Source organism: Rhodococcus sp. RCBS9 (assembly GCF_029457415.1).
Lineage (GTDB): Bacteria > Actinomycetota > Actinomycetes > Mycobacteriales > Mycobacteriaceae > Rhodococcus_F > Rhodococcus_F qingshengii.
Genome location: NZ_CP120422.1, coordinates 5569938 through 5594580, shown reverse-complemented (window position 1 = coordinate 5594580; position 24643 = coordinate 5569938). Strand labels below are relative to the sequence as shown.

At 63.0% G+C, this 24643-nt stretch carries 27 protein-coding genes; 6 read left to right on the top strand and 21 right to left on the bottom strand.

The window, feature by feature from the left end; all coding sequences use genetic code 11:
- From secF to P0M12_RS26315, 7 genes are all read right to left on the bottom strand, one after another.
- Complete coding sequence (secF, locus tag P0M12_RS26345; RefSeq protein WP_007732958.1) at positions 1 to 1224, bottom strand: protein translocase subunit SecF; 1224 nt, start codon at positions 1222 to 1224, stop codon at positions 1 to 3.
- Positions 1221 to 2942, bottom strand: coding sequence for a protein translocase subunit SecD (secD, locus tag P0M12_RS26340; protein ID WP_007732956.1), 1722 nt, complete (start codon positions 2940 to 2942; stop codon positions 1221 to 1223). Before secD ends, secF begins: the two co-directional genes overlap by 4 nt.
- Before the next feature lie 197 nt (positions 2943 to 3139).
- Positions 3140 to 3487 carry a preprotein translocase subunit YajC gene (yajC, locus tag P0M12_RS26335; protein WP_003943339.1) on the bottom strand — a complete coding sequence of 116 codons (348 nt, stop codon included), beginning with the start codon at positions 3485 to 3487 and terminating at the stop codon, positions 3140 to 3142.
- 138 nt (positions 3488 to 3625) lie between these two features.
- Positions 3626 to 4723, bottom strand: a complete 1098-nt coding sequence (gene ruvB, locus P0M12_RS26330; protein ID WP_003943304.1) for a Holliday junction branch migration DNA helicase RuvB — start codon at positions 4721 to 4723, stop codon at positions 3626 to 3628.
- Positions 4720 to 5319, bottom strand: a complete 600-nt coding sequence (gene ruvA / locus P0M12_RS26325) for a Holliday junction branch migration protein RuvA (RefSeq protein ID WP_007732953.1) — start codon at positions 5317 to 5319, stop codon at positions 4720 to 4722. The genes ruvB and ruvA overlap by 4 nt, the downstream gene beginning before the upstream one ends.
- A complete protein-coding gene (gene ruvC, locus P0M12_RS26320; protein WP_003943325.1) occupies positions 5316 to 5885 on the bottom strand; it encodes a crossover junction endodeoxyribonuclease RuvC in 570 nt (189 codons plus the stop codon). The genes ruvA and ruvC overlap by 4 nt, the downstream gene beginning before the upstream one ends.
- Before the next feature lie 124 nt (positions 5886 to 6009).
- The gene (locus P0M12_RS26315) at positions 6010 to 6762 is read right to left on the bottom strand and encodes a YebC/PmpR family DNA-binding transcriptional regulator (protein WP_007732951.1); all 753 of its coding nucleotides are present in this window, start codon (positions 6760 to 6762) and stop codon (positions 6010 to 6012) included.
- A 146-nt stretch (positions 6763 to 6908) separates the two neighbouring features.
- Here P0M12_RS26315 and P0M12_RS26310 point away from each other — a divergent pair, with 146 nt between their 5' ends.
- The gene (locus P0M12_RS26310) at positions 6909 to 7265 is read left to right on the top strand and encodes a GntR family transcriptional regulator (protein ID WP_003943322.1); all 357 of its coding nucleotides are present in this window, start codon (positions 6909 to 6911) and stop codon (positions 7263 to 7265) included.
- The gene (locus tag P0M12_RS26305; protein WP_116056772.1) at positions 7262 to 8182 is read left to right on the top strand and encodes a hypothetical protein; all 921 of its coding nucleotides are present in this window, start codon (positions 7262 to 7264) and stop codon (positions 8180 to 8182) included. Before P0M12_RS26310 ends, P0M12_RS26305 begins: the two co-directional genes overlap by 4 nt.
- 13 nt (positions 8183 to 8195) lie before the next feature.
- Here P0M12_RS26305 and P0M12_RS26300 read toward each other — a convergent pair whose 3' ends face one another.
- Together P0M12_RS26300 and P0M12_RS26295 are read right to left on the bottom strand one after the other, a co-directional pair.
- Positions 8196 to 8897 (bottom strand): GAP family protein, encoded by a 702-nt coding sequence (locus tag P0M12_RS26300; protein ID WP_277377067.1) that lies wholly within the window; start codon positions 8895 to 8897, stop codon positions 8196 to 8198.
- Position 8898: 1 nt separating this feature from the next.
- Complete coding sequence (locus tag P0M12_RS26295) at positions 8899 to 9099, bottom strand: hypothetical protein (RefSeq protein ID WP_003943331.1); 201 nt, start codon at positions 9097 to 9099, stop codon at positions 8899 to 8901.
- Positions 9100 to 9210: 111 nt separating this feature from the next.
- On the opposite strand from P0M12_RS26295, the gene P0M12_RS26290 reads away from it, so the two are divergent.
- On the top strand, positions 9211 to 10425 hold the full coding sequence (locus tag P0M12_RS26290; protein ID WP_257233192.1) for a histidine kinase: 1215 nt from the start codon (positions 9211 to 9213) through the stop codon (positions 10423 to 10425).
- Positions 10380 to 11057 carry a response regulator transcription factor gene (locus P0M12_RS26285; protein ID WP_064444552.1) on the top strand — a complete coding sequence of 226 codons (678 nt, stop codon included), beginning with the start codon at positions 10380 to 10382 and terminating at the stop codon, positions 11055 to 11057. Before P0M12_RS26290 ends, P0M12_RS26285 begins: the two co-directional genes overlap by 46 nt.
- Before the next feature lie 25 nt (positions 11058 to 11082).
- Here the strand turns inward: P0M12_RS26285 and pdxT are convergent, their stop codons facing one another.
- Both pdxT and tesB read right to left on the bottom strand, forming a co-directional pair.
- A complete protein-coding gene (pdxT, locus tag P0M12_RS26280; RefSeq protein ID WP_007732937.1) occupies positions 11083 to 11688 on the bottom strand; it encodes a pyridoxal 5'-phosphate synthase glutaminase subunit PdxT in 606 nt (201 codons plus the stop codon).
- Positions 11688 to 12557 (bottom strand): acyl-CoA thioesterase II, encoded by an 870-nt coding sequence (tesB, locus tag P0M12_RS26275; RefSeq protein ID WP_007732935.1) that lies wholly within the window; start codon positions 12555 to 12557, stop codon positions 11688 to 11690. Before tesB ends, pdxT begins: the two co-directional genes overlap by 1 nt.
- Positions 12558 to 12636: 79 nt before the next feature.
- Here tesB and P0M12_RS26270 point away from each other — a divergent pair, with 79 nt between their 5' ends.
- A complete protein-coding gene (locus tag P0M12_RS26270; protein WP_125052600.1) occupies positions 12637 to 13260 on the top strand; it encodes a hypothetical protein in 624 nt (207 codons plus the stop codon).
- 35 nt (positions 13261 to 13295) lie between these two features.
- Here the strand turns inward: P0M12_RS26270 and P0M12_RS26265 are convergent, their stop codons facing one another.
- The 3 genes from P0M12_RS26265 to P0M12_RS26255 all read right to left on the bottom strand — a co-directional run bounded on the left by P0M12_RS26265 (position 13296) and on the right by P0M12_RS26255 (position 16292).
- Positions 13296 to 14117, bottom strand: coding sequence for an acyl-CoA thioesterase II (locus P0M12_RS26265; protein ID WP_003943337.1), 822 nt, complete (start codon positions 14115 to 14117; stop codon positions 13296 to 13298).
- A gap of 114 nt (positions 14118 to 14231) precedes the next feature.
- Positions 14232 to 15740, bottom strand: a complete 1509-nt coding sequence (locus P0M12_RS26260) for an HNH endonuclease signature motif containing protein (protein WP_277377066.1) — start codon at positions 15738 to 15740, stop codon at positions 14232 to 14234.
- A 129-nt stretch (positions 15741 to 15869) separates the two neighbouring features.
- Positions 15870 to 16292, bottom strand: a complete 423-nt coding sequence (locus P0M12_RS26255) for an NUDIX domain-containing protein (protein ID WP_042452073.1) — start codon at positions 16290 to 16292, stop codon at positions 15870 to 15872.
- 162 nt (positions 16293 to 16454) lie between these two features.
- Here P0M12_RS26255 and P0M12_RS26250 point away from each other — a divergent pair, with 162 nt between their 5' ends.
- The gene (locus tag P0M12_RS26250) at positions 16455 to 16931 is read left to right on the top strand and encodes a RidA family protein (RefSeq protein WP_050656607.1); all 477 of its coding nucleotides are present in this window, start codon (positions 16455 to 16457) and stop codon (positions 16929 to 16931) included.
- Positions 16932 to 17032: 101 nt separating this feature from the next.
- On the opposite strand, the gene pdxS is transcribed toward P0M12_RS26250, so the two are convergent.
- From pdxS to thrS, 7 genes are all read right to left on the bottom strand, one after another.
- Complete coding sequence (pdxS, locus tag P0M12_RS26245; RefSeq protein ID WP_003943338.1) at positions 17033 to 17941, bottom strand: pyridoxal 5'-phosphate synthase lyase subunit PdxS; 909 nt, start codon at positions 17939 to 17941, stop codon at positions 17033 to 17035.
- A 171-nt stretch (positions 17942 to 18112) separates the two neighbouring features.
- The gene (locus P0M12_RS26240; protein ID WP_050656608.1) at positions 18113 to 19135 is read right to left on the bottom strand and encodes an NUDIX domain-containing protein; all 1023 of its coding nucleotides are present in this window, start codon (positions 19133 to 19135) and stop codon (positions 18113 to 18115) included.
- On the bottom strand, positions 19132 to 20259 hold the full coding sequence (locus P0M12_RS26235; protein ID WP_003943332.1) for a glycosyltransferase family 4 protein: 1128 nt from the start codon (positions 20257 to 20259) through the stop codon (positions 19132 to 19134). Before P0M12_RS26235 ends, P0M12_RS26240 begins: the two co-directional genes overlap by 4 nt.
- Positions 20256 to 21158 (bottom strand): phosphatidylinositol mannoside acyltransferase, encoded by a 903-nt coding sequence (locus P0M12_RS26230; RefSeq protein WP_030536867.1) that lies wholly within the window; start codon positions 21156 to 21158, stop codon positions 20256 to 20258. Before P0M12_RS26230 ends, P0M12_RS26235 begins: the two co-directional genes overlap by 4 nt.
- Positions 21155 to 21832, bottom strand: coding sequence for a phosphatidylinositol phosphate synthase (gene pgsA / locus P0M12_RS26225; RefSeq protein ID WP_007732918.1), 678 nt, complete (start codon positions 21830 to 21832; stop codon positions 21155 to 21157). Before pgsA ends, P0M12_RS26230 begins: the two co-directional genes overlap by 4 nt.
- An 81-nt stretch (positions 21833 to 21913) precedes the next feature.
- Positions 21914 to 22468 (bottom strand): HIT domain-containing protein, encoded by a 555-nt coding sequence (locus P0M12_RS26220; RefSeq protein WP_003943307.1) that lies wholly within the window; start codon positions 22466 to 22468, stop codon positions 21914 to 21916.
- Positions 22465 to 24522: a threonine--tRNA ligase gene (gene thrS, locus P0M12_RS26215; protein WP_007732914.1), complete on the bottom strand. Its 2058-nt coding sequence runs from the start codon at positions 24520 to 24522 to the stop codon at positions 22465 to 22467. Before thrS ends, P0M12_RS26220 begins: the two co-directional genes overlap by 4 nt.
- Positions 24523 to 24643 lie beyond the last annotated feature (121 nt).

Genomic DNA, 24643 nt, shown 5'->3' with positions numbered 1-24643 from the left:
TCAGTGCCCCTTCTTGTTTCGCTTTCCGGTCGGCCGCGCACCCGGCTGCGGAGCAACCGGAGCACGGCGTGCAACTGGTGCGCCGACGGCAACCGTCTGCGTACCTTTCTCGGCCAGCGTAGCCCGGCGCGAGAGCACCTTACGAGTGTGCGCGGCAACGGGTCCCCAGCGTTCCTTCATCGACACCAGGAGCGGCGTCGCGAAGAAGATCGAGGAGTACGCACCCACGATGATGCCGACGAGCTGAACGAGCGCAAGGTCCTTGAGTGTGCCGACGCCGAGCATCCAGACCGCGACAACCATCAGAGCGATCACCGGGAGCACGCTGATGACCGTCGTGTTGATCGATCGCATCAAGGTCTGATTCACCGCGAGGTTGGCCTGCTCGCCGTACGTCCGGCGCGTCAGATGCAGAACACCGCGGGTGTTCTCTTCGACCTTGTCGAACACCACCACGGTGTCGTACAGCGAGAAGCCGAGAATGGTGAGCAAACCGATCACCGTCGCGGGCGTCACCTCGAAACCGACGAGCGAGTAGACGCCGGCAGTGACGATGATGTCGAAGAACAACGCAACGATCGCAGCTACCGCCATGTCCCGCTCGAAGCGGATGGCGATGTAGATACTCACGATCACCAGGAACACAATCAGCGCGATCAGCGCCTTCTTGGTGATCTGGCCGCCCCAGGTTTCACTCACGTCCGCAAAACTGATGGCTTGCGCCGACGGGTTCCCGTTCTTGTCCTTGGGCTGGAACTCGTCGAAGAGAGCCGACTGAAGATCGTTGATCTGCGTCGCGTTCAACGTCTCCGACCGGATCTGCACGGTTGCGCTGGCACCCGAGCCGACTGTCTGCACGCTGACCGGTTCGAACCCGAGTGTGTCGGAGTAGACGGTTTCCACCGCCGACGTCTCGACTCCACCCTCGGCCGGGAACTGAATGCGTGATCCGCCTTCGAAATCGATACCGAAGGTGAAGCCGCGCAGGATGATGCTCAGCAGCGCAATGGCGACCAGAGCGCCGGTCAGTCCGTAGTAGAAGCGACGCTTGCCGACGACCTCGAACGCACCCGTTCCGGTGTACAGCCGCGAGAGCCAGCTGTGCTTGGGCATCGCGCCCTGATCGACGCCTGAGTCGGTGATCTCCGACCGGGCCGCCGCATCGGCGGATTCGGCGGCGGAACTGTTGGTGGACCCCACCGGGGAGTTGTTGGACTCGCTCATGCTCGTGTCTCCTTAGCCGACGCAGCGGCGGCAACCTTACGTTCGCGGGCAACCTCTTGCACTGCGCCGAGACCGTTGACGCTGGGCTTGGACCAGAACGCCGAACGGGACGCCATGCTGACCAGTGGCCACGTCACGAGGAACACGACAATCACGTCGAGAATGGTCGTCAGACCCAAGGTGAAGGCGAAGCCTCGCACCTGTCCGACCGCCAGCACGTACAGAACCGCAGCGGCGATGAAGCTCACCGCGTTGCCGGAAAGAATTGTTCGGCGTGCTCTTGCCCAACCGCGTGGCACCGCCGAGCGGAAGCTACGGCCCTCACGCATTTCGTCCTTGATGCGTTCGAAGAACACGACGAACGAGTCGGCGGTCATACCGATACCGATGATCAGACCAGCCATGCCGGCCAAGTCGAGCGTGAAGCCGATGTATCTGCCGAGCAGAACCATGATCGCGTAGACCATGACTCCGGAGAGAATCAGCGACAACGCCGTCAGGACGCCGAGCATGCGGTAGTAGACGAGGCAGTACAGCAGAACGAGAACGAGACCGACCGCGCCGGCGATCAATGCCGCCTGCAGTGAGGCCAGGCCGAGCGTGGCCGAGACCGTCTCGGCCTCAGAGGCTGCGAACGAGAGCGGAAGCGAACCGTACTTCAGTGTGTTGGCAAGTTCTTTGGCACTCTCGGCAGTGAAACTGCCCGTGATCGAGGTGGCGCTACCCGCAGGCGTTGCACCTTGAATCGTGGGAGCGCTGACGACCTTCGAGTCGAGCGTGAACGCTGCCTGCTTGCCGATGTTGGCTGAGGTGAACTCGGCCCAGGTGTTGCTGCCGGTCGTCTTGAACGAGAGGCTGATCTCGTGGCGCGACTGCTGCGAGTTGAAGACCGAAGACGCGTCGGCAATCTCCTGTCCGTCGATGATCGAAGGACCGAGGAGATAGATGTTCAGTCCGTCTTGCGAGCAGGCGACCAGCGGCAGGGTCGGGTCGTCGTTTCCACGGAGCGGATCCGCGACGGAGCAGTCGAGGTTCGCCACTGCTTGCTGCTGCACTGTCGGATCGCTGCTCTGCCGGAGGGCGCGCGCTGCGGCGATTTCCGCTGCTGCTGCGTCGCCTTCGTCGGTGCCGTCGCTCGGCGCGTCCCCGGTGGGGGCCGGAGTCGTTGTCTGCGGCGCGGGCGTTGCCTCGGGAGTAGTCGGGTCCTGAGCCAGGAACGGACGGTTCTGCGGCGTCTGCGTCCCGTCAGCGGGTGCTTCGGGGGCCGGTGCATCAGTGGCCGGAGTTTCGGCCGCCGGCGCCTCAGGCGTAGCTGTCCGATTCGCGTCACGGGTGGCGACGTCGATCGAACCCGTCACCGGGCGGATGTACAGACGAGCGGTCTGGCCGAGCGAGCGAGCCTGCGCACTGTCGTCGCCGGGAACGGTGATGACGAGGTTGTCACCGTCGACAACGACCTCGGAACCGGAAACGCCGAGACCGTTGACGCGGGTCTCGATGATTTCCTGAGCCTGCTTGAGACTGTCCTGACTGGGAGCGCTGCCGTCCGGGGTACGAGCGGTCAACGTGACGCGCGTTCCACCCTGCAGGTCGATGCCGAGTTTCGGCGTGGCCGACTTGTCTCCAGTGAAGAACACCAGGGCATACAGTGCCACTACCAGGACCCCGAAAAGGGCCAGGTAGCGGACCGGATGCACCGTTCCGGTGGAAGGTGCCACGATCTTTAAGTCTCCTCGGTAGGTGCAGAGCTTCAGTAAGTGCACGGCTCGGGTGGTCGACGACCACCCGAGCTGCGGCGTTCGAACTGCAACGATTGATCAACGGGGTGAACTGAGCTGCTGGTGTAAGAGCGGACAAGACAATCTGGACGTGTGTCCGAGTTCACAACTCTAGAACACGTACCAGTTCGACGAAGTCAGGACTCCTTGGTGAGCCGGATTTCGGTGTCGGCAGCAGACTCTTCGATCTCGGAAATCGAGTCGTCGTCGTACTCGTCGGTCTCGGTCGTCTCGACGACGCGCTCACGGATGACCAGACGCGACCAGGTGGTGATGACACCGTCCGCGATCTCGAGGTCCACGGTGTCGTCGTCCAGCGAAGCGATCGTGGCGTAGAGCCCGGCCGTGGTCTGCACCCGATCGCCGACCTGCAGCGAGTCCTGCATCTCGGAAGTCGCGGCCAAGGCCTTCTTCTGCTTGCGCATGCCCAGGAACATGGGCACCAGCAGTGCGAGGATCAAGAGGGGGAAAAGCAAACTCGACATGTGTTGATCAACCTCGGTTGTGTTGCACGTTTTACGCCGCGATGGTCCCGGATGGACCTACGCAATACACCAGTGTGCCATTAGTTGCTGAGGATTCCTGACAGATCGGCCGTTCAAGTAGGCCTTTCCAGTCGAAATTCACTCGCCGTTCGGATCGAACAACGTGGCCTGCGGTTCGTTGACACGAACCTCGATACCGCCCGCTGCGGCATCCGGCGGCGGTGTCATTCCGAGTTGAGTCCAGGCAGCGGCGGTAGCCACACGTCCTCGCGGCGTCCGGGCGATCATTCCGGCCCGGACCAGGAACGGCTCGCACACTTCTTCCACCGTCGACGGTTCCTCGCCGACGGCCACCGCAAGCGTCGACACGCCGACGGGCCCGCCGCCGAACGAACGCACCAAAGCACTCAGTACCGAACGGTCGAGACGGTCCAAGCCCAACTGGTCCACGTCGTAGACGGCCAAGGCCGCCTGAGCGACGTCCATGGTGACGATTCCGTCGGCGCGCACCTCGGCGAAGTCGCGAACCCGGCGCAGCAATCGGTTCGCGATACGCGGTGTCCCCCGCGAGCGTCGTGCGATTTCGGCGCCGGCGTCAACTTCGAGATCGACGCCCAGAATTCCGGCCGAACGCATCAGAATCTGTTGCAGCTCTTCGGGTTCGTAGAAATCCATGTGCGCGGTGAATCCGAAACGATCGCGCAGCGGACCGGTCAGCGCACCGGATCGGGTAGTCGCACCGACCAGCGTGAACGGTGCAACCTCCAGAGGAATCGACGTGGCACCCGGCCCCTTACCGACGACGACGTCGACACGGAAGTCTTCCATCGCCAGGTACAACATCTCCTCGGCCGGACGAGCGATTCGGTGAATCTCGTCGATGAACAACACGTCGCCCTCGACGAGGTTGCTCAGCATCGCGGCCAGGTCTCCGGCGCGTTCGAGCGCCGGTCCGGACGTCAACCGCAGAGAAGAGCCCAACTCCCCCGCGATGATCATCGCCATCGACGTCTTGCCCAGCCCGGGGGGACCGGACATCAGGATGTGATCAGGCGTGCTGCCGCGAAGTTTTGCTCCGGTGAGCACGAGCTGCAGTTGTTCGCGAACACGAGGTTGACCGATGAAGTCGTCGAGACTCTTGGGGCGCAGACTCGCTTCGACATCACCGTCTCCCGCCACCAATTCGGCAGAGACCTGCGACTCGTCGTCGAAATCGTCGATCGGGTCGAAGTTCATCGAGTCTTACCGAGCAGCGACAGAGCAGAACGCAGTGCGACCGACGTGGTGGCCTCGGGCGATTCCGCCAGAACCGAATCCGTGGCCTGCTCAGCCTGCTTGATCGGGAAGCCCAGACCTTCGAGAGCCTCGACGATCTGATCACGGATCGAGCTGCCGACGACGACACCGGACGCCGCGCCAGCCGTCGTCGCGACGGCGTCGACCTTGTCACGCAGTTCGACAACCATGCGCTCGGCGCCGCGTTTTCCGATACCGGGCACCCTCGTCAACGCCGTCAGGTTGCCTTCCGAGAGCGCCCGCCGCAACGCGTCCGGTTCGAGAACTGCGAGAGTTGCCATCGCCAGGCGCGGTCCGACTCCGGAAACCGTCTGCAGGAGGCTGAACAGGTCCTTCGACTCGGTATCGGAAAAACCGTACAGCGTCATCGAGTCTTCGCGAACGATCATCGTCGTGAACAGTCGCGCTTCGCTTCCCCGGTGCAGCGCACCGAGAGTCACCGGGGTGGCATTGACCCGATAGCCGACACCTGACGCTTCGATGACCGCGTGATCGAGCGCAATATCGAGTACCTCGCCGCGTACCGACGCGATCATCGTGAACCTGCCTTCTTCGTCTCGGCCAATTTTGCCTGATACTTACGCATTTGTTCAGCGGCCATCGCCTCGGCGCGGGCCATCCGCTCGATCATCGGTGCTCGCCAGCAGTGACAGATCGCCAGCGCCAGAGCGTCGGCAGCGTCAGCCGGTTTCGGCGCCGTCTTCAAATTCAGGATTCGCGTCACCATCGCAGTGACCTGCGCCTTGTCTGCGTTACCGCTGCCGGTGACGGCGGCCTTCACCTCGCTGGGCGTGTGGAAACACACCGGAATGCCGCGTCTGGCGGCAGCGAGCGCGACAACTCCGCCTGCTTGCGCCGTCCCCATCGCGGTACTGACGTTGTGCTGCGCGAACACGCGCTCGATCGCGACCACCTCCGGCTTGTACTGCTCGATCCACAGTTCAGCCGCATCGGAGATCCGCAGAAGCCGAGAACCGAGGTCCATCTCGGCCGGAGTCCGCACCACGTCGACCGCAATGGGGCGCACTTTCCTGCCGTTGCTCCCGTCGACCACTCCCAACCCGCAGCGAGTCAAGCCTGGGTCCACTCCGAGCACGCGCACTTGTCACACCTCTCCATACCGAACAGCTGTTCGATAGCTTAGCGGTGCGCGGGACTACTACCCCGCATCAACACGCAACCCGGCCCGGACGCGGACGTCAGGGCCGGGTTGAGTTGAAAAACAATCAGTCTTCGAGAGCCGCGAGAACCTCGTCGGACAGATCGATGTTGGTGTAGACGTTCTGCACGTCGTCAGAATCTTCGAGCGCGTCGACGAGCTTGAAGATCTTGCGTGCGCCGTCGACATCCAAGGGAACCTCGACGGAAGCGCGAAAATCGGCTTCGGCGGAGTCGTAGTCGATGCCGGCTTCCTGAAGTGCCGACCGTACGGCAACCAGATCCTGTGGCTCACTGACGATTTCGAAGGTTTCACCGAGATCGGTGACTTCCTCGGCACCGGCGTCGAGCACAGCCATCAGCACGTCGTCCTCCGACTGGCCGTTCTTCTCGAGTGTGACGACACCCTTGCGAGCAAACAGGTAGGAGACCGAACCCGGGTCAGCGAGGTTGCCACCGTTACGGGTCATCGCGGTGCGAACTTCACCGGCTGCGCGGTTGCGGTTGTCGGTGAGGCACTCGATCAGAACGGCGACGCCGTTGGGTCCGTAGCCCTCGTACATGATGGTCTGCCAGTCTGCGCCGCCCGCTTCTTCACCGGCGCCGCGCTTGCGCGCACGCTCGATGTTGTCATTGGGAACAGACGTCTTCTTCGCCTTCTGGATGGCGTCGTACAAGGTGGGGTTGCCCGTGGGATCGCCACCGCCGGTTCGTGCCGCCACCTCGATGTTCTTGATCAGCTTCGCGAAGGATTTGCCACGACGTGCGTCGATCACAGCCTTCTTGTGCTTGGTGGTGGCCCATTTTGAGTGGCCGCTCATGCGATTCAAGCCCCTTTCCTGCTGCGTTGCGCACGCCGAATGCGCGTCTTTCAGCTCTGCCGATGTTACCCGTCCCAACGTCACAACTCGCTGCATCCCCCGACACGAATTAGTCAAACCACGCATTGTTTGCATAGAATGCAAACATGTTGGTGCGAATAGATCACGCCTCCACAACTCCACTCGCGGAGCAGATTGCGGCCGGGGTTCGTGGCTCGGTCATCCGCGGTGAGATCGGTCCCGGTGACCGTCTGCCGTCCGCTCGCGCTCTCGCCGAGTCGATCGACGTCAATCTCCACACAGTTCTTCGGGCGTACGCAACACTGCGCGACGAAGGCCTGATCGACCTCCGACGCGGACGTGGCGCCGTCATTCGCGCCGAATTCGACTCGGGAAGAACAGCTCTCAACGAATCTGCGCGCGAGTTCGTACGGCAGGCCCGAAATCTCGGACTCGACACTGCGCACATGCTCGACCTCATCAAGGAGACCAGCACACAATGACGACCAGCAAGATCCGACTCTGGACAGCAGCTTCGCTGACTCTGACCCCGACCCTGATCCTGGTTCTCGCACGCTTCGCGTGGGGTGACCGCCTACCCGAGACCGTCGCGAGCCATTGGTCCGGATCGACCCCGGACGGCTTCAGCACCACGACGACGTTTTTCGCCATCGCGCTGGTGATTTCACTGGTGGCAGTCGTTTGCGCGTGTGTCGTCGCGGCCCGTTCGAGCGACAACGCGCCCTTGTTTCTCGCCGTAACCTCGATCTCGAGTGCGACACTGGCGACGATCTGGATTCTGAGCGTCGCCCTGACGATCGACGCCGGGTCGCCGGAAGCCGCGCGTATCGGCTGGTGGATTCTTGCGCCGATCGCGGCGGTACTCGTAGGAGTTCTGGCATACGCGCTGCCTGACCAGCAACGAAGCGGCCCGGAGTCGCCACTGCCGACCCCGACGCTCGACACTCCGCTGACGGCCTCCGAACGTGCAGTGTGGGTCGGGCAGGTCCGCAGCGTCTGGCCGTGGATCGTTACCGCCGGCCTCGTAGTTCTCGTGATCGCGACTGCCGCGTACTCGGATTGGTGGGTTGCCGTGATCCTGGGTGTGTCCACCCTCGCCGTCACAGCATTCGCGTCGGTCACCGTGCGCGTCGACCGTCACAGTGTCGGCATCAGTTCCTGGGGCGTTCGATGGAAGAAGATCCCCATCTCGAAGGTGAAGTCCGCATCGGTCGACGCGATACGTCCGGCCGAATGGGGTGGATGGGGTTACCGGATCACACCTCGCGGAACAGCCGTCACTCTCCGCTCGGGTGAGGCCATCGTGGTCACTCTCGAGAACGGACGACTGTTCGCCGTGACCGTCGATCACCCGGAAGACGGTGTGAAGCTGATCAATTCGTTGGTTCAGGCTGGTTGATTCACGAACAACGTCAATTCACGAACAACACGGCAGCGGCATTGCCGGCGAGGTAGAAGCCGGCAATGCCGAACACCCAACCCATCGCGCTGTCGCCGTGGCGTGAGATGAACGAGTCCACCCCGCTCAGCGGCTTGTCCAGTCGGTCGCCGGCCACGATCCGCCCGCACAACAGAAGCACTGCCGGAGTGGCCATGATCAGGCAGTATCCGGCAAGTATCGACGCAGACGTGACTGCGGACAGCCCAGCAGCGGTGATCATCGCGATCGCCGCCAAGTAGGGCAGCATCGTCACCAACTCGGCGGTCCCGGCAGCAATTGCCAGAAGTACAACACTTCTCGCGGAACTGCCCGAGCCGAGCACCCGCTCTCGCCAAACATGAGTTCGATCGGCCTGACCGGATGTGCGCCTCTTCTCGGAATCGAATCGAAAGCTCCACGCGAACAACGCGATACCGAGTATCAACTGCGTACCGCGGGCGGCGGGGGTTTCGAGCAGCGGGGCGACGACAGGCATACCTGCCCGTGCCGTCGTCCAGACTGCCACCCCGACAACAAAATAGAACGTCGTGATGACCACCAGATACGTCAGCAGCCTGCGAACCTGCGGTCGTCCCGGCATCAACAACATCCAGACCGGGACGACCAATGTTCCGATGCTCGTACTGTCCAGCAGGGCGAGCCCGCCCAGCGTGGTGAGCAGGACGAGTTCCACCTCAGTCGTTTCGGCGCTCGGGTATCGCTGTCTCCCTCGTTCGGACTGCATTCACGATGTCGAAGGCACCGATGATCGCGAGGATCACGCCGAGTGGCCCGCCGCGAAACCAGAAGAACTCGGCGTCACGCGCGAACAGCCACAGACAGCCGCCACCGACGACCAAGAGAATGCCGATCATCAACTCGAAACGAATCTTCATACGCCGAGCCTGTCTTCTCTCTCGAATCCGCACATCAGTCATCGGAACAAAGCCGACCTCATCATTTGGTATGACAGGTCAGGCGCACCGATGTGCTCTGATAAGTCTGTGGTGACCAGAAGTCGGAGTGTCGGCAAGTGGAACGATCCGCTCATCGCCTTCGGCCTGTTCGCGATCGGGGTACTCCTCTACCTGGTCGGCCTGTACCAAATGTGGACCGATGTCGGAGGTGTCGCCGACGTTCCCGCCGCGGTTCGGATCGCGATGTTGGCTCTGCTGTGTGCGATCGACTCGTTCCGGCGGGTGCATCCGGCAACAGCCTTGGCGGCGGGGGCCGTCATCGTCGCGGTCGACGCCGCCCTGGGACCCACCCTGCCGATGTGGCTGGTCCTCTCGGATCTCACCTACGCCGCAGTTCTGTACGGGACGGCGCGGTTGGGCCGAGTGGTCTGTTCTCTGACCGCAGTGACGGTTGCCGCGCTCACCGCCCTCGTCTACCTGTCCACCCAGGACGTCCGCGCTGCGGCTGGGGCGGGCGTCGTGACCGCTCTGTTCTTCGGTACACCGGTGTGGTGGGCACTGGTCATCCGTCGACAAGTCGAACTGACCGAGGCCGAACGCGAGCGTTCCAGAGTCCACGAAGCACTCGCCGCTCTGGACCGCGAGGCCGCGGTCGCTCACGAACGCGCGACCATGGCGCGCGATCTGCACGACGTGATCGCAAGCCACCTCTCCGCCATCGCCATCCACTCGGAGGCGGCACTGTCCACCTCAGCTCTCTCCGGTGAACGGGGCGAACCAGACGACGGCTTGCGGGAGATGATCGGGGCGATCAGATCGAGCAGTCTCGCGGGCCTTTCCGAGATGCGCTCGATGATCGAACTGCTCCACGCCGGGGACGACGAGACCCCGGACCCGCGTTCCTCTCCGCCGCGGCTGACCGAGTTGCCCGTCGTCCTGGACGCAGTTCGGGCAGCCGGCGGCACTGTGCACGTTGCGATCGACGTCGATGCTGCCAACCTGCCGAGCGTGGTCGATCACACGGCGTATCGGATCACCCAAGAAGCCTTGACCAACGCACTCAAGCATGCGCCTGGCGCGCCAATCTCGATGTCGATCTCTCTCCAGCACAATGCATTACAGATCGAGATCCGAAACCCCGTCGGTCGCGACACATCCAATTTTCGGGCGGGAACGCACGGACTTGCAAACATGCGTCACCGCGCCGAACTGCTGGGCGGTTCACTCGACGCACTTCCGGTCGACGGAGAATGGACGGTATGCGCACAGATACCGGTCCCCGCGCCGAACGGAACGGATCGGTGATCACCGTCGCCCTGGTCGACGACCACGCCGCGATCCGGTCGGGACTCGCGATGATCCTGCGGCAGCACGACGACATCGATGTCGTCGCAGAAGCCGGTGACGGAGCGTCGGCGATCACCGTCACCCGCACGCATCAACCCGACATCGTACTCATGGACGTCCGGATGCCAGGCACCGACGGCATCGAGGCGACGCGTCAGATCATCGGGACGACCCGCAGCCGGGTTCTGGTGTTGACCACCTTCGACCTCGACGAATACGTCTTCGCGGCCCTGCGCGCCGGTGCTTCGGGATTCCTGCTCAAGACTGCGACCGCGGACGAGCTGACCAGCGCTATCCGCAACGTCGCGGCCGGAGATGCAGTGCTCGCTCCGCGCGCGGCGCGTGTCCTGATCGGCGAGTTCGTGCAGCGCGCACCCAAACCCACCGAACCGCTGGGATTGAGCGAGCTCACCGACCGTGAACGCGAGGTCCTCGCGCTGTTGGGGACGGGTATGTCCAACGCCGAACTGTCGCGTGAACTCGGAGTCGGTGCTCCGACGGTGAAGTCGCACGTGTCGCGAGTTCTGTCGAAGTTGCACCTCACCTCACGCGTCCAGGCGGCGATCCTTGCCCGCGAACTGGAGCTGTAGGTTCGGCCGAGGCTGACTACTCCAGTTATCCGCGAACCAGATCGACGAACATCTCGTGCACTCGACGGTCCCCGGTAACCTCGGGATGGAAAGAAGTGGCGATCACCGAGCCCTGCCGAACCGCGACGATCCGGCCTGCGGCCTCCCCCGCGGCGGCGGGAACCTGCGCAAGGACCTCAACGCCCGGCCCAACTCGCTCCACCCACGGCGCGCGGATGAAGACGGCGCGAATGGGATCACCGATGATGCCCTCGAACTCCAGGTCGGACTCGAAAGAATCGACCTGCCGACCGAAAGCGTTGCGGCGCACCGTCATGTCGATGGCGCCGAGATGCTCGGCGTCCGGCCGGGTGTCTAGTACCTCGCTGGCGAGCAGAATCATGCCCGCACACGATCCGTAGGCCGGCAGCCCGCCGCGGAGTCGCTCACGAAGCGGTTCCAGCAGCTCGAATACCTGCAGAAGCCGGCTCATCGTGGTGGATTCGCCACCGGGGATCACGATGCCGTCGACCTTGTCGAGTTCCTCCGGGCGCCGGATACCCACCGCATCCGCTCCCGAATCATCGAGTGCGGCAAGGTGTTCGCGAACATCACCTTGGAGGGCGAGTACACCGATCAACGGACGCGTCATCACACAGTTCCTGTCTTGTTCTCACGGCTGTTCTTGCTCTCATGGCTGTCGGGTTCGCGTTCGAGACGCGTCAAACCCTCCTGAACCACCGCTGCCACCATGTTGCCATCGCGATCGTAGATACGCCCCTGAGTGAGCGCGCGACCAAAACCTGCCGACGGCGACGTCTGGTCGTAGAGCAACCACTCGTCGGCCCGGAACGGACGCAGGAACCACATCGCGTGATCGAGCGAAGCAGTCTGCGTCTTCACGCCGCGGTGCGGGACTTTGGAAGTTCCGAGCAGGGTCATGTCACTGAGGTACGCGAGGGTGCAGATGTGCAGCAGCGGACGATCCGGCAGAGCCTCGCGGTAGCGCATCCACACGCGCTGTTGCGCAGCGAGATCCGGCGCTGACGCGCTCTGCTCAGCGGGCACAATTCTGATGTCCCAGTTCTTCCACTCCTGATAGAACTGCGATTCAGCCAACTTCGGAACGGTCTGCGCGTCCGGCAAGTCCTCCGGCGCCGGAACGGAGGGCATCCGGTCCTGGTGCTCGATACCTTCGTCGTCGACGTGGAACGAGGCCGACATCGTGAAGATCGTCTTGCCGTCCTGAACTGCATTCACCCGGCGGGTGCAGAACGAGCGCCCGTCGCGGATGCGGTCCACCAGGTAGACCGTCGGAATCTTCGGATTGCCCGGGCGCAGGAAATATCCGTGCAACGAGTGCACGTGGTAGCTCTCGTCAACGGTGCTCACGGCAGAAACCAACGACTGCCCGGCAACCTGCCCGCCGAACGTCCGTTGAAGTGCGGTGGGATGGACCGCACCACGGAAGATGTCCTTCTCCAGGTGTTCGAGCGCGAGGATCTCCTCGATACCAACCATGAGTCCTCCGAAAACATAGACCGCCGCACTGGGCGCGATGACGGTTCACAATATCGCCTCGGCGAGCGGGCACGGCACCATGGTGGGCGTGAGTACATTCATCCCGTCCAGTCCCCTCGCCTTGGCCGAGCAGATTGCAACGCTTAGCGGATCGTTTCCGTCGGTGGCGGTAGTAGCGATCGACGGACCTGATTGTGCACAGCCGTCTCGGCTCGCGGATCTGGTTGGCACCGCCCTCGAGTCGCGCGACAGGCCGAGTGCTGTTGTGTCACTGCACGACTACGTACGGCCGGCTTCGCTGCGATACGAGTTCGGCCACGAGGATGCGCTGAGTTACCGCACTATCTGGTTCGACTATCGGGCACTCGATCGTGAAGTGATCACCGCAGCCCGCACCAAACGGGCGTTCTTGCCGAAACTCTGGGACGAACCCACCGATCGATCGGCTCGTTCGACCCGTATCCCCGTCCATGAGCGCGCGGTCATCGTGATCGCCGGTCCGATGTTGCTCGGGCGCGGGCTGGAGTTCGACGTCAGCGTCCGCCTGGACATGAGCGAACCTGCCATGCGGCGGCACACACCGGAGGCAGATCTGTGGACCGTCGAGGCACTCCTCGAACACCGATCAGAAGTGTCCGAGGAGGTCGATTTCGAGGTCAGATACGACCATCCGGCCCGGCCTGCGGTGCGGTCTCGCCAGTGAAGGTCTCACTGCGATTGTTCTCACGTCGGCCGACCTCACTTCGGGCGATACAGCCTGGTCAGACCCTCCTGGACGACTGCAGCAACCATATTTCCTCGGCTGTCGAAGATTCGTCCCTGCGTCAGGGCGCGACCGAAGCCCGCTGACGGCGACGTCTGGTCGTACAACAGCCACTCGTCGGCGCGGAACGGCCGCAGGAACCACATGGCGTGATCGAGCGAAGCGCTTTGCATGGCGACGTCCATGTGGGGGCCGCGGGAAGATCCGAGCAGCGTCATGTCGCTCATGTAGGCAAGCGTGCACACGTGAAATACCGGGTCGTCCGGGAGTGCCTCGCGGGAACGGAACCACACTTGCTGCTGCGCGGCAGCGCCCGGACGTTTGTCGATGTCGGCCTTCGGCACCATTCGAAGGTCCCAATCGGACCACTCACGCGCCAGCCACGCAGTCTCGGGATCCTCCGAATCCTGGGCGATGGCCAAGGTCTCGGGGTCAGGAACGGGTGGCATCTCGTCCTGGTGCTCGATGCCTTCGTCTTGGACGTGGAAGGACGCCGACATCGTGAAAATGGCTTGCCCGTCTTGAATTCCGGTGACCAAGCGGGTCGCGAACGATCGACCGTCCCGAACACGATCAACCAGAAAAACCGTCGGCTCCATCGGATTTCCCGGACGCAGGAAATATCCGTGCAACGAATGAACCGAGTAGGCCGGATCGACCGTGCGTACCGCCGACACCAATGCCTGTCCGGCGACCTGGCCGCCGAAAGTGCGGGTCAGGGTGGTCTCCGCGATGATTCCTCGAAAGATGTCCCGCTCGAGGCGTTCCAACTCCAGAATTTCTTCGATCCTCGCCATCGATGCTCCACATCTTCCCGTGTACCGACGTCTACCGACCTTCACACAATGCCTGACGCACCCCCGGCCACCAAAGTGGGCATCCGAAAACACTGAGCGACGGGGCGCATCGACTCAGAATGGCGGTGGATCGTCTCCGCCGTCGAAGGTCCTCCTCTGTGCCTTCTTCATCCGCCGGTGCATCCGTATCCGCTGACGCCGGCGTTCCCCCCACACACGAGCGGCCTTGTTCTCCAGACGTGTGCGCCGACGCCGACCACCCTCGGGCAGTACAGGCTCGAGCATTCCCGCCAGCAGACCTGACGGCCTCGTTCGGTAGCAATGTCCGGTCGGCGAGGTCAGCATGACACTCCGGTCCGGGTTCGAGATATGCAACCACTGACCGGAATGCTTGAGGCGGTGATGGTTTCGACAATACGCACTCAGATTCGACGCCACGGTCTTTCCACCACAAGTGGGATCGCGATGATCAAAGGGCTCAGTGTGATCAAGATCTGAATTCCATGCAGCGACATCGCAGTGCAACCACTGGCAGCTTCCTGCGATCACCCGCACCCAGGTGTCGAGGACAGCGCCGGGGCGGTAGACCGACGCCGAAGGAACAACGGGCGGAGGTACTGGCTCGCCCTCACCGGAAGACTCGAGCGCGGCATCGGCTGGTACCTTCACCTTCCGAATCAGCGCACCCGCGGCGATGTCACGCGCATGCTCTGCACTGATCACTCCATAACCGTCGAGGTGAGCGGGTTCGTCTGCACCTGGTGCGTCACCGCCCTGAAGCGTTGATTCCAGCATGACCACGTGAACCAACGGCCGACGCACCACCACAATCCCGCTTCGATCTTGTGGGCACTCGTCCCGGCCGCAATCGCACGGCAGAATCGTCGACCCGGATACCAACGCTCCCAATGCGTCAGCTCGTCGTTGCTCGTACTTACGGGAATCGTGTCGACACACCGACATTGCCAACTCCCGCAACCGACGGTCGAAAGCCCGTGCTTCCTCCGCCGGAATACTCCCCAATATCCGCGCCATTCCATCCTCGGCAGCGCTCACACCCACGAACCGATCAGCCAGGGCGCGGCGTCGACGTTCGCGTATCCCCTCGGGATCCACCACGGCGACGATCCGGTCGATAGCCGCTGTCAATCGGCGACCCGTCAAGCCGGTACCGCCAGGCATCGGTGGCGCCGAGATCTTCTCGAGGAGTTGCCGTTCCACCTCGTCGATCAAATCGTCGGCTACGTTGGCCGTAGCGGAGTCGATCAATCCGACTCGATACAGATCCAGTTCTCCGCGCGCCATGGCGGCACGCGTGCGATGGAGGCGAGTCTTGAGAGAAAAGCCGAGACCGATCAACTTTCCCGCTGCGGCACGGCCCATGGTCAATGCCGCGCCGAGCTCGGCCTCAGCCAGTTCGTGAGCGGTAGACGACCAAGCACCGTTATCAGTGTGGTCAGCGCTGCGACGCTCGAAAAACTCGGCAATGGCAGCCAGTTTCCGTTCCACGAGCATCGATTCGCGCGCATGCAGATCGGCGATGAGATCGATGAGGGCGCAGTCGGATTCAGCACCGGACAGCTGCGCTGCGGTACCCGAACTTCCTACTCCGTCATCGAACATTCCTCAACATTATTCGAATATACGTTCGATATCCATGATTTCCAGGAATCCAGTCCGAACAATCCTGATTGACCGAAAATTGTTGAGGAGCAACCTTTGCGGCCACTCGTGTTCCGGCAACGGATTCCCCTACTGAACCAGGGCCTTGATAATGCGGGCAGCTTCGGCCGGGTAGATGGGGCGGTCGGACCCACCACTCAATACCCAGTGGACTGGACTACCTTCGTCTAGGACTCGGAGTTGCACGTCGAGCGGAAACGCATCGATGTCAGCCGAGTCGACTGCAAAGACATGGACAATCTCATGCCCAGGTCGCCCCTCGAACTCGAAGATGTTCTCTACGACCTCGAGCAACTCGACGCTTCCCAACGTGACGCCGAGTTCCTCCGCGAACTCGCGCCGCAGCGCTGCCTCGGCCGTCTCACCGAACTCGATACCGCCACCGATCAATCGATGAAAGTTCTCCCCCGTGACAGAGTCCGTGCCGTCGAGTATGAGTATGTGACCGGAACGGACAGGTATCCCCAGTGAGATGTTACGAATTGACGACATACGACACAGTTTAGGTGGCCAACTCGAACACCATTTTGAATCCGACGACGGCGAATATCACCAAAAGTGATGGGGTGGGCGCAAATACGACTTGGACTTGCCGAGACTCCCGATGACAGACTCGAACACCATTCCCGGACAAAAGAACCCATTGAGGAACCGATGAACGACGCAAGTACCTGGACCGCACGACTCGCCGCACTCGACCTGACCCTCCCGCCTGTTGCCACCCCCGCAGGCTCATACCTTCCCGCCGTTCAGACGGGGTCATACGTCTATACATCGGGGCAATTGCCGCTCGTCGACGGCACTACGACGTGCATCGGCAAGTTGGGCGAGGGCGTCTCCGTCGAAGACGCCGCCCAGGCGGCGCGGTTGTGCACTCTCAACGGACTCGCGGCAGTCGATGCCTTGGTCGGGCTCGATCGCATCGTTCGGGTCGTCAAGGTCGTTGGATTTGTTGCGTCCGGATCCGGATTTTCGCAGCAACCCCAGGTGATCAACGGTGCGTCCGACCTGCTGGCCGAGATCTTCGGTTCGGCTGGACAACACGCCCGCTCAGCGATCGGCGTCGCCGAACTACCCCGAAACAGTGCCGTCGAGGTCGAGTTCGTGTTCGAGGTATCGGACAGCATCTGATCGGTCTGCCACACCCCGAAGGGGCGGCGGTTGCCAACGCAACCGCCGCCCCTTCGTCTGTGAGGACTTTCAGGCACTGAGCCCGGTCGTCGAACCTGCTGTCACCAACCGCGCTCTGCGAGGCGGTGTCCGACGGGCAGGTCGTCGACGTTGATACCGACCATTGCCTCGCCGAGCCCGCGCGAGACCTTGGCGAGCACGTCCGGGTCGTCGTAGAACGTGGTGGCCTTGACGATGGCCTCGGCGCGCTGCTTCGGGTTGCCGGACTTGAAGATGCCCGATCCGACGAACACGCCCTCGGCGCCGAGCTGCATCATCATGGCAGCGTCTGCCGGGGTGGCGATGCCGCCGGCGGTGAACATGGTGACCGGCAGCTTGCCGGCCTTGGCGACCTCGACGACCAGTTCGTACGGGGCCTGCAGTTCCTTGGCGGCTACGTACAGTTCGTCCTCGCTCAGCGAGGTCAACCGGCGGATCTCGCCGCGGATGGTGCGCATATGGGTGGTGGCGTTGGAGACGTCTCCGGTGCCTGCTTCACCCTTCGAGCGGATCATGGCCGCGCCTTCGTTGATGCGACGGAGCGCTTCGCCGAGGTTGGTGGCGCCACAGACGAAGGGAGCGGTGAACTTCCACTTGTCGATGTGGTTGGCGTAGTCGGCCGGGGTCAGGACCTCGGACTCGTCGATGTAGTCGACGCCGAGGCTCTGCAGGATCTGCGCTTCGACGAAGTGACCGATGCGTGCCTTGGCCATGACGGGGATGCTGACGGTGGAGATGATGCTGTCGATCATGTCCGGGTCGCTCATGCGCGAGACGCCGCCCTGTGCGCGAATGTCTGCGGGGACCCGCTCGAGTGCCATGACGGCGACGGCGCCTGCGTCTTCGGCGATCTTGGCCTGCTCAGCGGTGACCACGTCCATGATCACACCGCCCTTGAGCATTTCAGCCATGCCGCGCTTGACGCGGGCGGTGCCGATGGCGGTGGTGGGGGCAGAGTCGGGGGTGCTCACAGCAAACTCCTGCAGTAGTGGCGTGACGAAAGAAACGAGGCACGGCGAACACACGAGTTCATTCGCTCGGAGGCCTCTGGCCAGAACTCTAGGACTAACCGGCCTTCGATTCCGTATCCAATTTGCCATTGCTGGCCTTAAACTGCCCGCGAGCACTGAACGACCGAACGATCAGCGGATGGAACGCACTTCCGGATCCTCGGTACCGTCCGCGATCGTCGCCGCTTCCACCAGGAGGTTTGCCAGATCCAACGGGTAGACCGGCTCACCGGACTTGGCCAATTGGCGGATCTCGTCGGCGCTGCACCAGCGATGGCCGGTGATGGCACGCTGCTCCAATTCCGTGTGGCCTTGGAAGACCGGCTCGAAGCCGTGAGTGCGCGTAGCGAAGAACAGCTCTTCCGAACGGATCAGCTCACCGTCGAACGGGAAGATCGCCACCCGACGCCAGAGCGGACCTCGCAGATTCTCCGGATCCACGACGAATCCGGTCTCCTCCTCGATCTCACGAACGGCAGCCGCTCGCAGATGTTCGCCGCGTTCGAGCCCGCCGCCGACGGTGAACCAGAAGTAAGTGTTCGGGATCTTGGGATCGTGCCCGCGCAACAGCAGCACCCGATCTTCCTCGTCCAGCATCACCACGCGGGCAGAGGTCCGTGACGTATCCACGGTGATGCCCTCGGGCACCGCCGCCGCGGTCGTGCGCTCCGATATCTCGAAGTACTGAGGTAGCGGTGCCGTTCCCCCGAGGTGCAGCCAGCGAACAAGTCGACGCGTACGCAACGCGAGAGTGTCGCGCACCGCGTCGTTGTGGAACCGCCGAGCGATCAGGACCCTCGCCTCGGCATCGGCCAACTCGGCCACCAGTTGAGGTCGCAGCGACGTCGTGCCGTAGGCAGCGAGAGCATTGGACAGCCGGTTCTCGGCAAGCTCGCGATCCTGACGATCCGCACGTTCGGCGGCGTCCGCCAAGGTGACGAATCTGCGGGCGTCGTCGGCGCTCATGTCCACAGCCGCCGCGCGGACAACCGCGGCACGACGGGACAGAGCCGCATCGAGCGCCAACCACGACTGATCCGAACGCACATGCAGTCGATCGAGTCGGTTCGCCGTCCCGTACGCCCACAGTCCGACGACCAGGACGACGGCAGCGACGAGCCCGAGAATGAAGATCGTCAGAGCGGAGAAGGTCATGAACCCACCACGCGTACGCCGGTACCGCCGACCGTGACGGTCTCGTAGACACGCAGGATCTGCTCGGCTACCACCGGCCAGTCGTATTCGGCAACAACACTTGTCGCGGTGTTGACCAGCGCGCGTCGTCGATCCGGGTCACCGAGAACGGAATCGATTGCCTCGGCCAAGGCATCGGAGTTCCCGATGGGGACCAGCAAGCCGGCCTGACCGTCGCGAAGAACACGGCGAAAAGCGTCCAACTCACTGGCCACGACGGCAGTGCCAGCCGCCATGGCCTCGACCAGCACGATCCCGAAGCTCTCACCGCCGAGATTGGGCGCGCAGTAGACGTCCGCACTGCGAAGCGCCGACGCTTTCTCCTCGTCACTGACCTGCCCGAGCAGGCGGAGATGCTTGAAGTACTTACCCGCCTCTTTGCGGAGTTTCTCCTCGTCGCCGCGTCCGACCACGATCACTTCGAGATCCGGGTGACGCTCGACCAACTCCGGCAGCGCACCGAGGAGGACGGCCATCCCCTTGCGCGGTTCGTCGTAGCGACCGAGGAACAGAATGGTTCCACCTTCGCGCGGGTAGCCGGGCAACAGATCGGCTTCGGCAAACGCTGCGACATCGACGCCGTTGGGGATCTCGACCGCGTCGGATCCGAGAGACTCGACCTGCCAACGACGCGCCAACTCCGAGACTGCGATCCGGCCGCTGATCTTCTCGAGATACGGAGCCAAGACACCCTGAAACGTGCTCAGCACCAACGACTTCGTGGTCGACGTGTGGAAGGTGGCGACGATCGGGCCTTCCGCGATGCGCAACGCGAGCATGGACAGACTCGGCGCATTGGGTTCGTGGATATGTAGAACGTCGAAGTCACCTTCCGCGATGAACTTGCGGAGGCGGTTGTTCGCCGTCGGGCCGAAAGACAACCGCGCAACAGAACCGTTGTAGGGAATCGCGACGGCTTTACCTGCGGAAACCACAAAATCCGGCAACTCGTCGTCATCGGACGACGGCGCAAGCACACTCACTTTGTGACCACGTTCGATCAGCACCTCGGCCAGATCCACCACGTGCGCCTGGACGCCGCCGGGGACGTCGAAGGAGTACGGGCAGATCATGCCGATTTTCATTCACCCTCCATGCGGGCGAGCCGCGATTCGGAAAGGTCCGAGCGCCACAGCGGTTGAAGCATGTGCCAGTCAGCGGGGTGCGCTGCGATGTTGACCGCGAAACGGTCGGCAAGTGCTTGCGTGGCCGGGCCGACTCCGCCGGATACGTCGATCGGTGGGTCGATCTTGAAACCCCATCCGTCGGGTGTGAACCAGCAGTGGACCGGAAGTAGCGGCGCGCCGGTGTCGATCGCGAGCTTCGCTGGGCCCGCGGGCATCCGAGTAGGTTCGCCGAAGAAGGTAACGGGCACACCCTTCTTCGCCAGATCGCGCTCCCCCAACAGGCACACGATCTTGTTCTCACGCAGATGCTTGGAGAGTTCGACGAACGGTGGATGCTCCCCGCCGCTGAGCGGGAAGATCTCGAAGCCGAGACTCTCGCGATAGTCGACGAACCGTTCGTACAGGGATTCGGGCTTGAGCCGCTCGGCAACGGAGGTCAACCCGCCCCACTGCTGAACGCACCACACGCCGGCCATGTCCCAATTACCGCTGTGAGGCAGCGCCAATACCGCGCCATGACCTGCCGCCATTGCCTTTTCCAGATGCTCCTGGCCCTCGACCAGCGCATGCAGCGCCTTACCTGTCGCGACCAGGTCCATCGACGGAAGACGAAACGCCTCACGCCAATACCGGGCGTACGAGCGCATCGAATCCTTGATCAACTGATCCGGAACTTGCTCCGGCGTCGTGCCCAGAACTCTCGCGAGGTTCTTCCTGAGTTGTTCGGGTCCGCCCTTGCGTACCGCGAAATCCGCTCCGGCGTCGAACAGCTTGACCGCCACCGATTCCGGCAGGCTTCGCACCAGACGCCAACCCGCGGCGTATCCCAGATCTGTTGCACGCTCGGCAAAGCTCATTTCTCTGCCTCGCCGTCCGTGTCCGGCGCACCTTCGACCGTCGATGCGGCCGGGGCGATCGGCAGAAGTTCCCGAGCGCCAGGGGAATTGCGCACCGCGAGCACTCGCTGGAAGACCGTCACGATGCTTCCGGCGGCAAGTACCCACATCGCGATGTGGATTGCCCACGGAAGACCCATACCCGTCAGGCCGGATCCGACCAACACGATGATCAGTCGGTCCGGGCGCTCGATCCACCCGCCGTCCGCAGTCAGCCCGCTCGCCTCCGCACGCGCCTTCGCGTACGAGATGACCTGCGAGGTGACGAGGCAGATGAGCGTCGCGACGAGCAGCCACTTGCTGTTCTCGTGGTAGACCGCCCACCAGGCCAGGCCGGCAAAAATCGCGCCGTCGGCTACGCGGTCGCAGGTCGCGTCCAATACCGCCCCGTACCGCGTTCCGCCGCCGCGAGCACGAGCCATTGCGCCGTCGAGCATGTCGAACATGACGAAGAACCAGATGAACATGGTTCCCCAGAACAGATGTCCGGACGGAAACAGCGTCACCGCACCGGCGACGCTTGCCACCGTGCCGATCACCGTCACCGAGTCCGGCGTCAGACCGGTCTTGACCAGCGCCTTCCCCATAGGTGCCGTCACCTTGGACACCGATGCGCGCCCGAAGAAGCTCAACACCGCAGGAACCCTCCCCGTCGTGAGTTCCGGTTCGGAACTCGTTGCAGCAATGCATCCTGCCATGAAGCCGGATGCGTCAACCTATTGTTGCCAGGCACCGGCGAGTAGTCCCCTGGTCTCCCGCAGCAATTGCGGCATCACCTTGACCCCACCGAGCACGGTGATGAAGTTGGCGTCGCCGCCCCAACGTGGCACTACGTGTTGGTGAAGGTGCTCGGACAGCGAACCGCCCGCAGCGGCACCGAGATTCAGGCCGACGTTGAATCCGTGAGGATTCGACACGCTCTTGATCACCCGCAACGCCTGCTGGGTGAACGCCATCAACTCGGCGCTCTCCTCCGGCGTCAGGTCTTCGAGTGCCGCGACCTTGCGGTACGGAACCACCATCAGGTGCCCCGGGTTGTATGGATACAGGTTCAGAACCGCATAGACATGCTCACCGCGGGCAACGATCAGTCCTTCTTCGTCCGACATCTTCGGAATGTCGATGAACGGTTCACCTGTCGTGCCCGGGGTGTTGGGCGCCTCGGTGATGTACGACATCCGATGCGGCGACCAAATGCGCTGCAAATGGTCAGGGTCACCGACGCCGTGGTCGATCAGCGAACCTGGACCGTCGTCACCGGGGGCGCTCACTGCGCCACGCTTGGCTGCACCAGTTCGGCTGTCGGCGAGGCGTTCTCGCGGCGGCCGATCCACTCGGTGATGATCCGGACGGCGTCGTCGACGGGAATGCCGTTGATCTGCGTGCCGTCACGGAAACGGAAGCTGACCGCGCCGGCCTCCACGTCACGCTCGCCCGCGAGGAGCATGAACGGGACCTTCTGCGTGGTGTGGTTACGGATCTTCTTCTGCATACGGTCGTCACTGAAGTCGACCTCGGCGCGCACACCGGCAGCCTTGAGCTTCTTCGTGACGTCGAACAGGTGATCGGCGAACGCCTCGGCCACCGGGATTCCGACAACCTGCACCGGTGCCAGCCACGCTGGGAAAGCGCCGGCGTAGTGCTCGGTCAGCACACCGAAGAACCGTTCGATCGAGCCGAACAGCGCGCGGTGGATCATGACCGGACGAGTCTTGACGCCGTCGTTGCCGGTGTATTCGAGCTCGAACCGCTCGGGCAGGTTGAAGTCGAGCTGGATGGTCGACATCTGCCAGGTGCGGCCGAGGGCGTCCTTGACCTGAACGGAAATCTTGGGACCGTAGAAGGCGGCTCCGCCCGGATCCGGCACCAGCGTCAGGCCGGAAGCTTCGCCGACCTCGGCGAGCGTTGCGGTCGCCTCTTCCCAGACGTCGTCGCTACCGACGAACTTGTCCGGGTTTTTGGTGGACAGTTCGAGGTAGAAGTCGTCGAGGCCGTAGTCCTTGAGCAGGTTCAGAACGAACTGCAGGGTGGTGGTCAGCTCGTCGCGCATCTGCTCACGGGTGCAGTAGATGTGAGCGTCGTCCTGGGTCATGCCGCGCACGCGGGTCAGGCCGTGGATGACGCCGGACTTCTCGTAGCGGTAGACCGAGCCGAATTCGAAGAGCCGCAACGGCAATTCACGGTACGAGCGTCCGCGAGCACGGAAGATCAGGTTGTGCATCGGGCAGTTCATCGGCTTGAGGTAGTAGTCCTGGCCCGGCTTGCGCACGGTGCCGTCCTCGTTCAGTTCCTCGTCGACGTGCATCGCCGGGAACATGCCGTCGCGGTACCAGTCGAGGTGACCGGAAACCTCGTACAGATGCCCCTTGGTGATGTGCGGAGTGTTGACGAACTCGTAGCCCGCCTCGATGTGACGGCTGCGCGAGTAGTTCTCCATCTCGGTGCGGATGATGCCGCCCTTGGGATGGAACACCGGCAGACCCGAACCGAGCTCGTCGGGGAAGCTGAAGAGGTCCAGTTCGGTACCGAGCTTGCGGTGATCACGACGCTCGGCCTCGGCGAGCAGTTCGAGGTATTCGTCCTGAGCCTCGGTGGACTCCCACGCGGTGCCGTAGACACGCTGAAGATCGGCGTTGTCCTGGTTGCCACGCCAGTAGGCGGCGGAGCTTCGGGTCAACTTGAAGGCCGGGATGTGCTTGGTGGTCGGAATGTGCGGGCCGCGGCACAGATCGGACCAGATCTTGTCGCCGGTACGAGGATCGAGATTGTCGTAGATGGTCAGCTCGTTGCCGCCCACCTCCATGATCTCGGGATCGTCGATACCGGACTTGTCGTCGATCAATTCGAGCTTGAACGGCTCGTCGGCCAACTCGACCCGAGCGTCTTCGATCGAATCGACCACTCGACGCGAAAAGCGCTGTGATCCCTTGATGATCTGCTTCATACGCTTTTCGAGCTTGGCCAGATCCTCCGGAGTGAACGGGCGGTCCACCGCGAAGTCGTAGTAGAAGCCGTCCTTGATCGGCGGACCGATGCCGAGCTTCGCGTCGGGGAATTCTTTCTGAACCGCCTGCGCGAGGACGTGGGCCGCGGAGTGCCGGATGACGCTGCGGCCGTCTTCGGTGGATGCTGCCACCGGCTCGACGTCGACATCGACCTCAGGTGTCCACGACAGATCCTTGAGCGTTCCCTCGCCATCGCGGACAACGACGATCACGTCGGGCCCCTTCGTGGGGTATCCGGCTTCGCGCACTGCAGTCCCGGCGGTCGTCCCCGCGGGCACCCGAAGTGGGGCGGCTGAGTGCTCTGGCGCGGGACTGGTCACGGCGATGTGCTCCTAAAGGTATTGCGACAAGTTAGACAGGCGTCGTACCCACTACGAGCACGCGCACGATCATGTTATCGGCCCTACCGACATGGTGAGACAACCGAGTGAAGGAAACCGG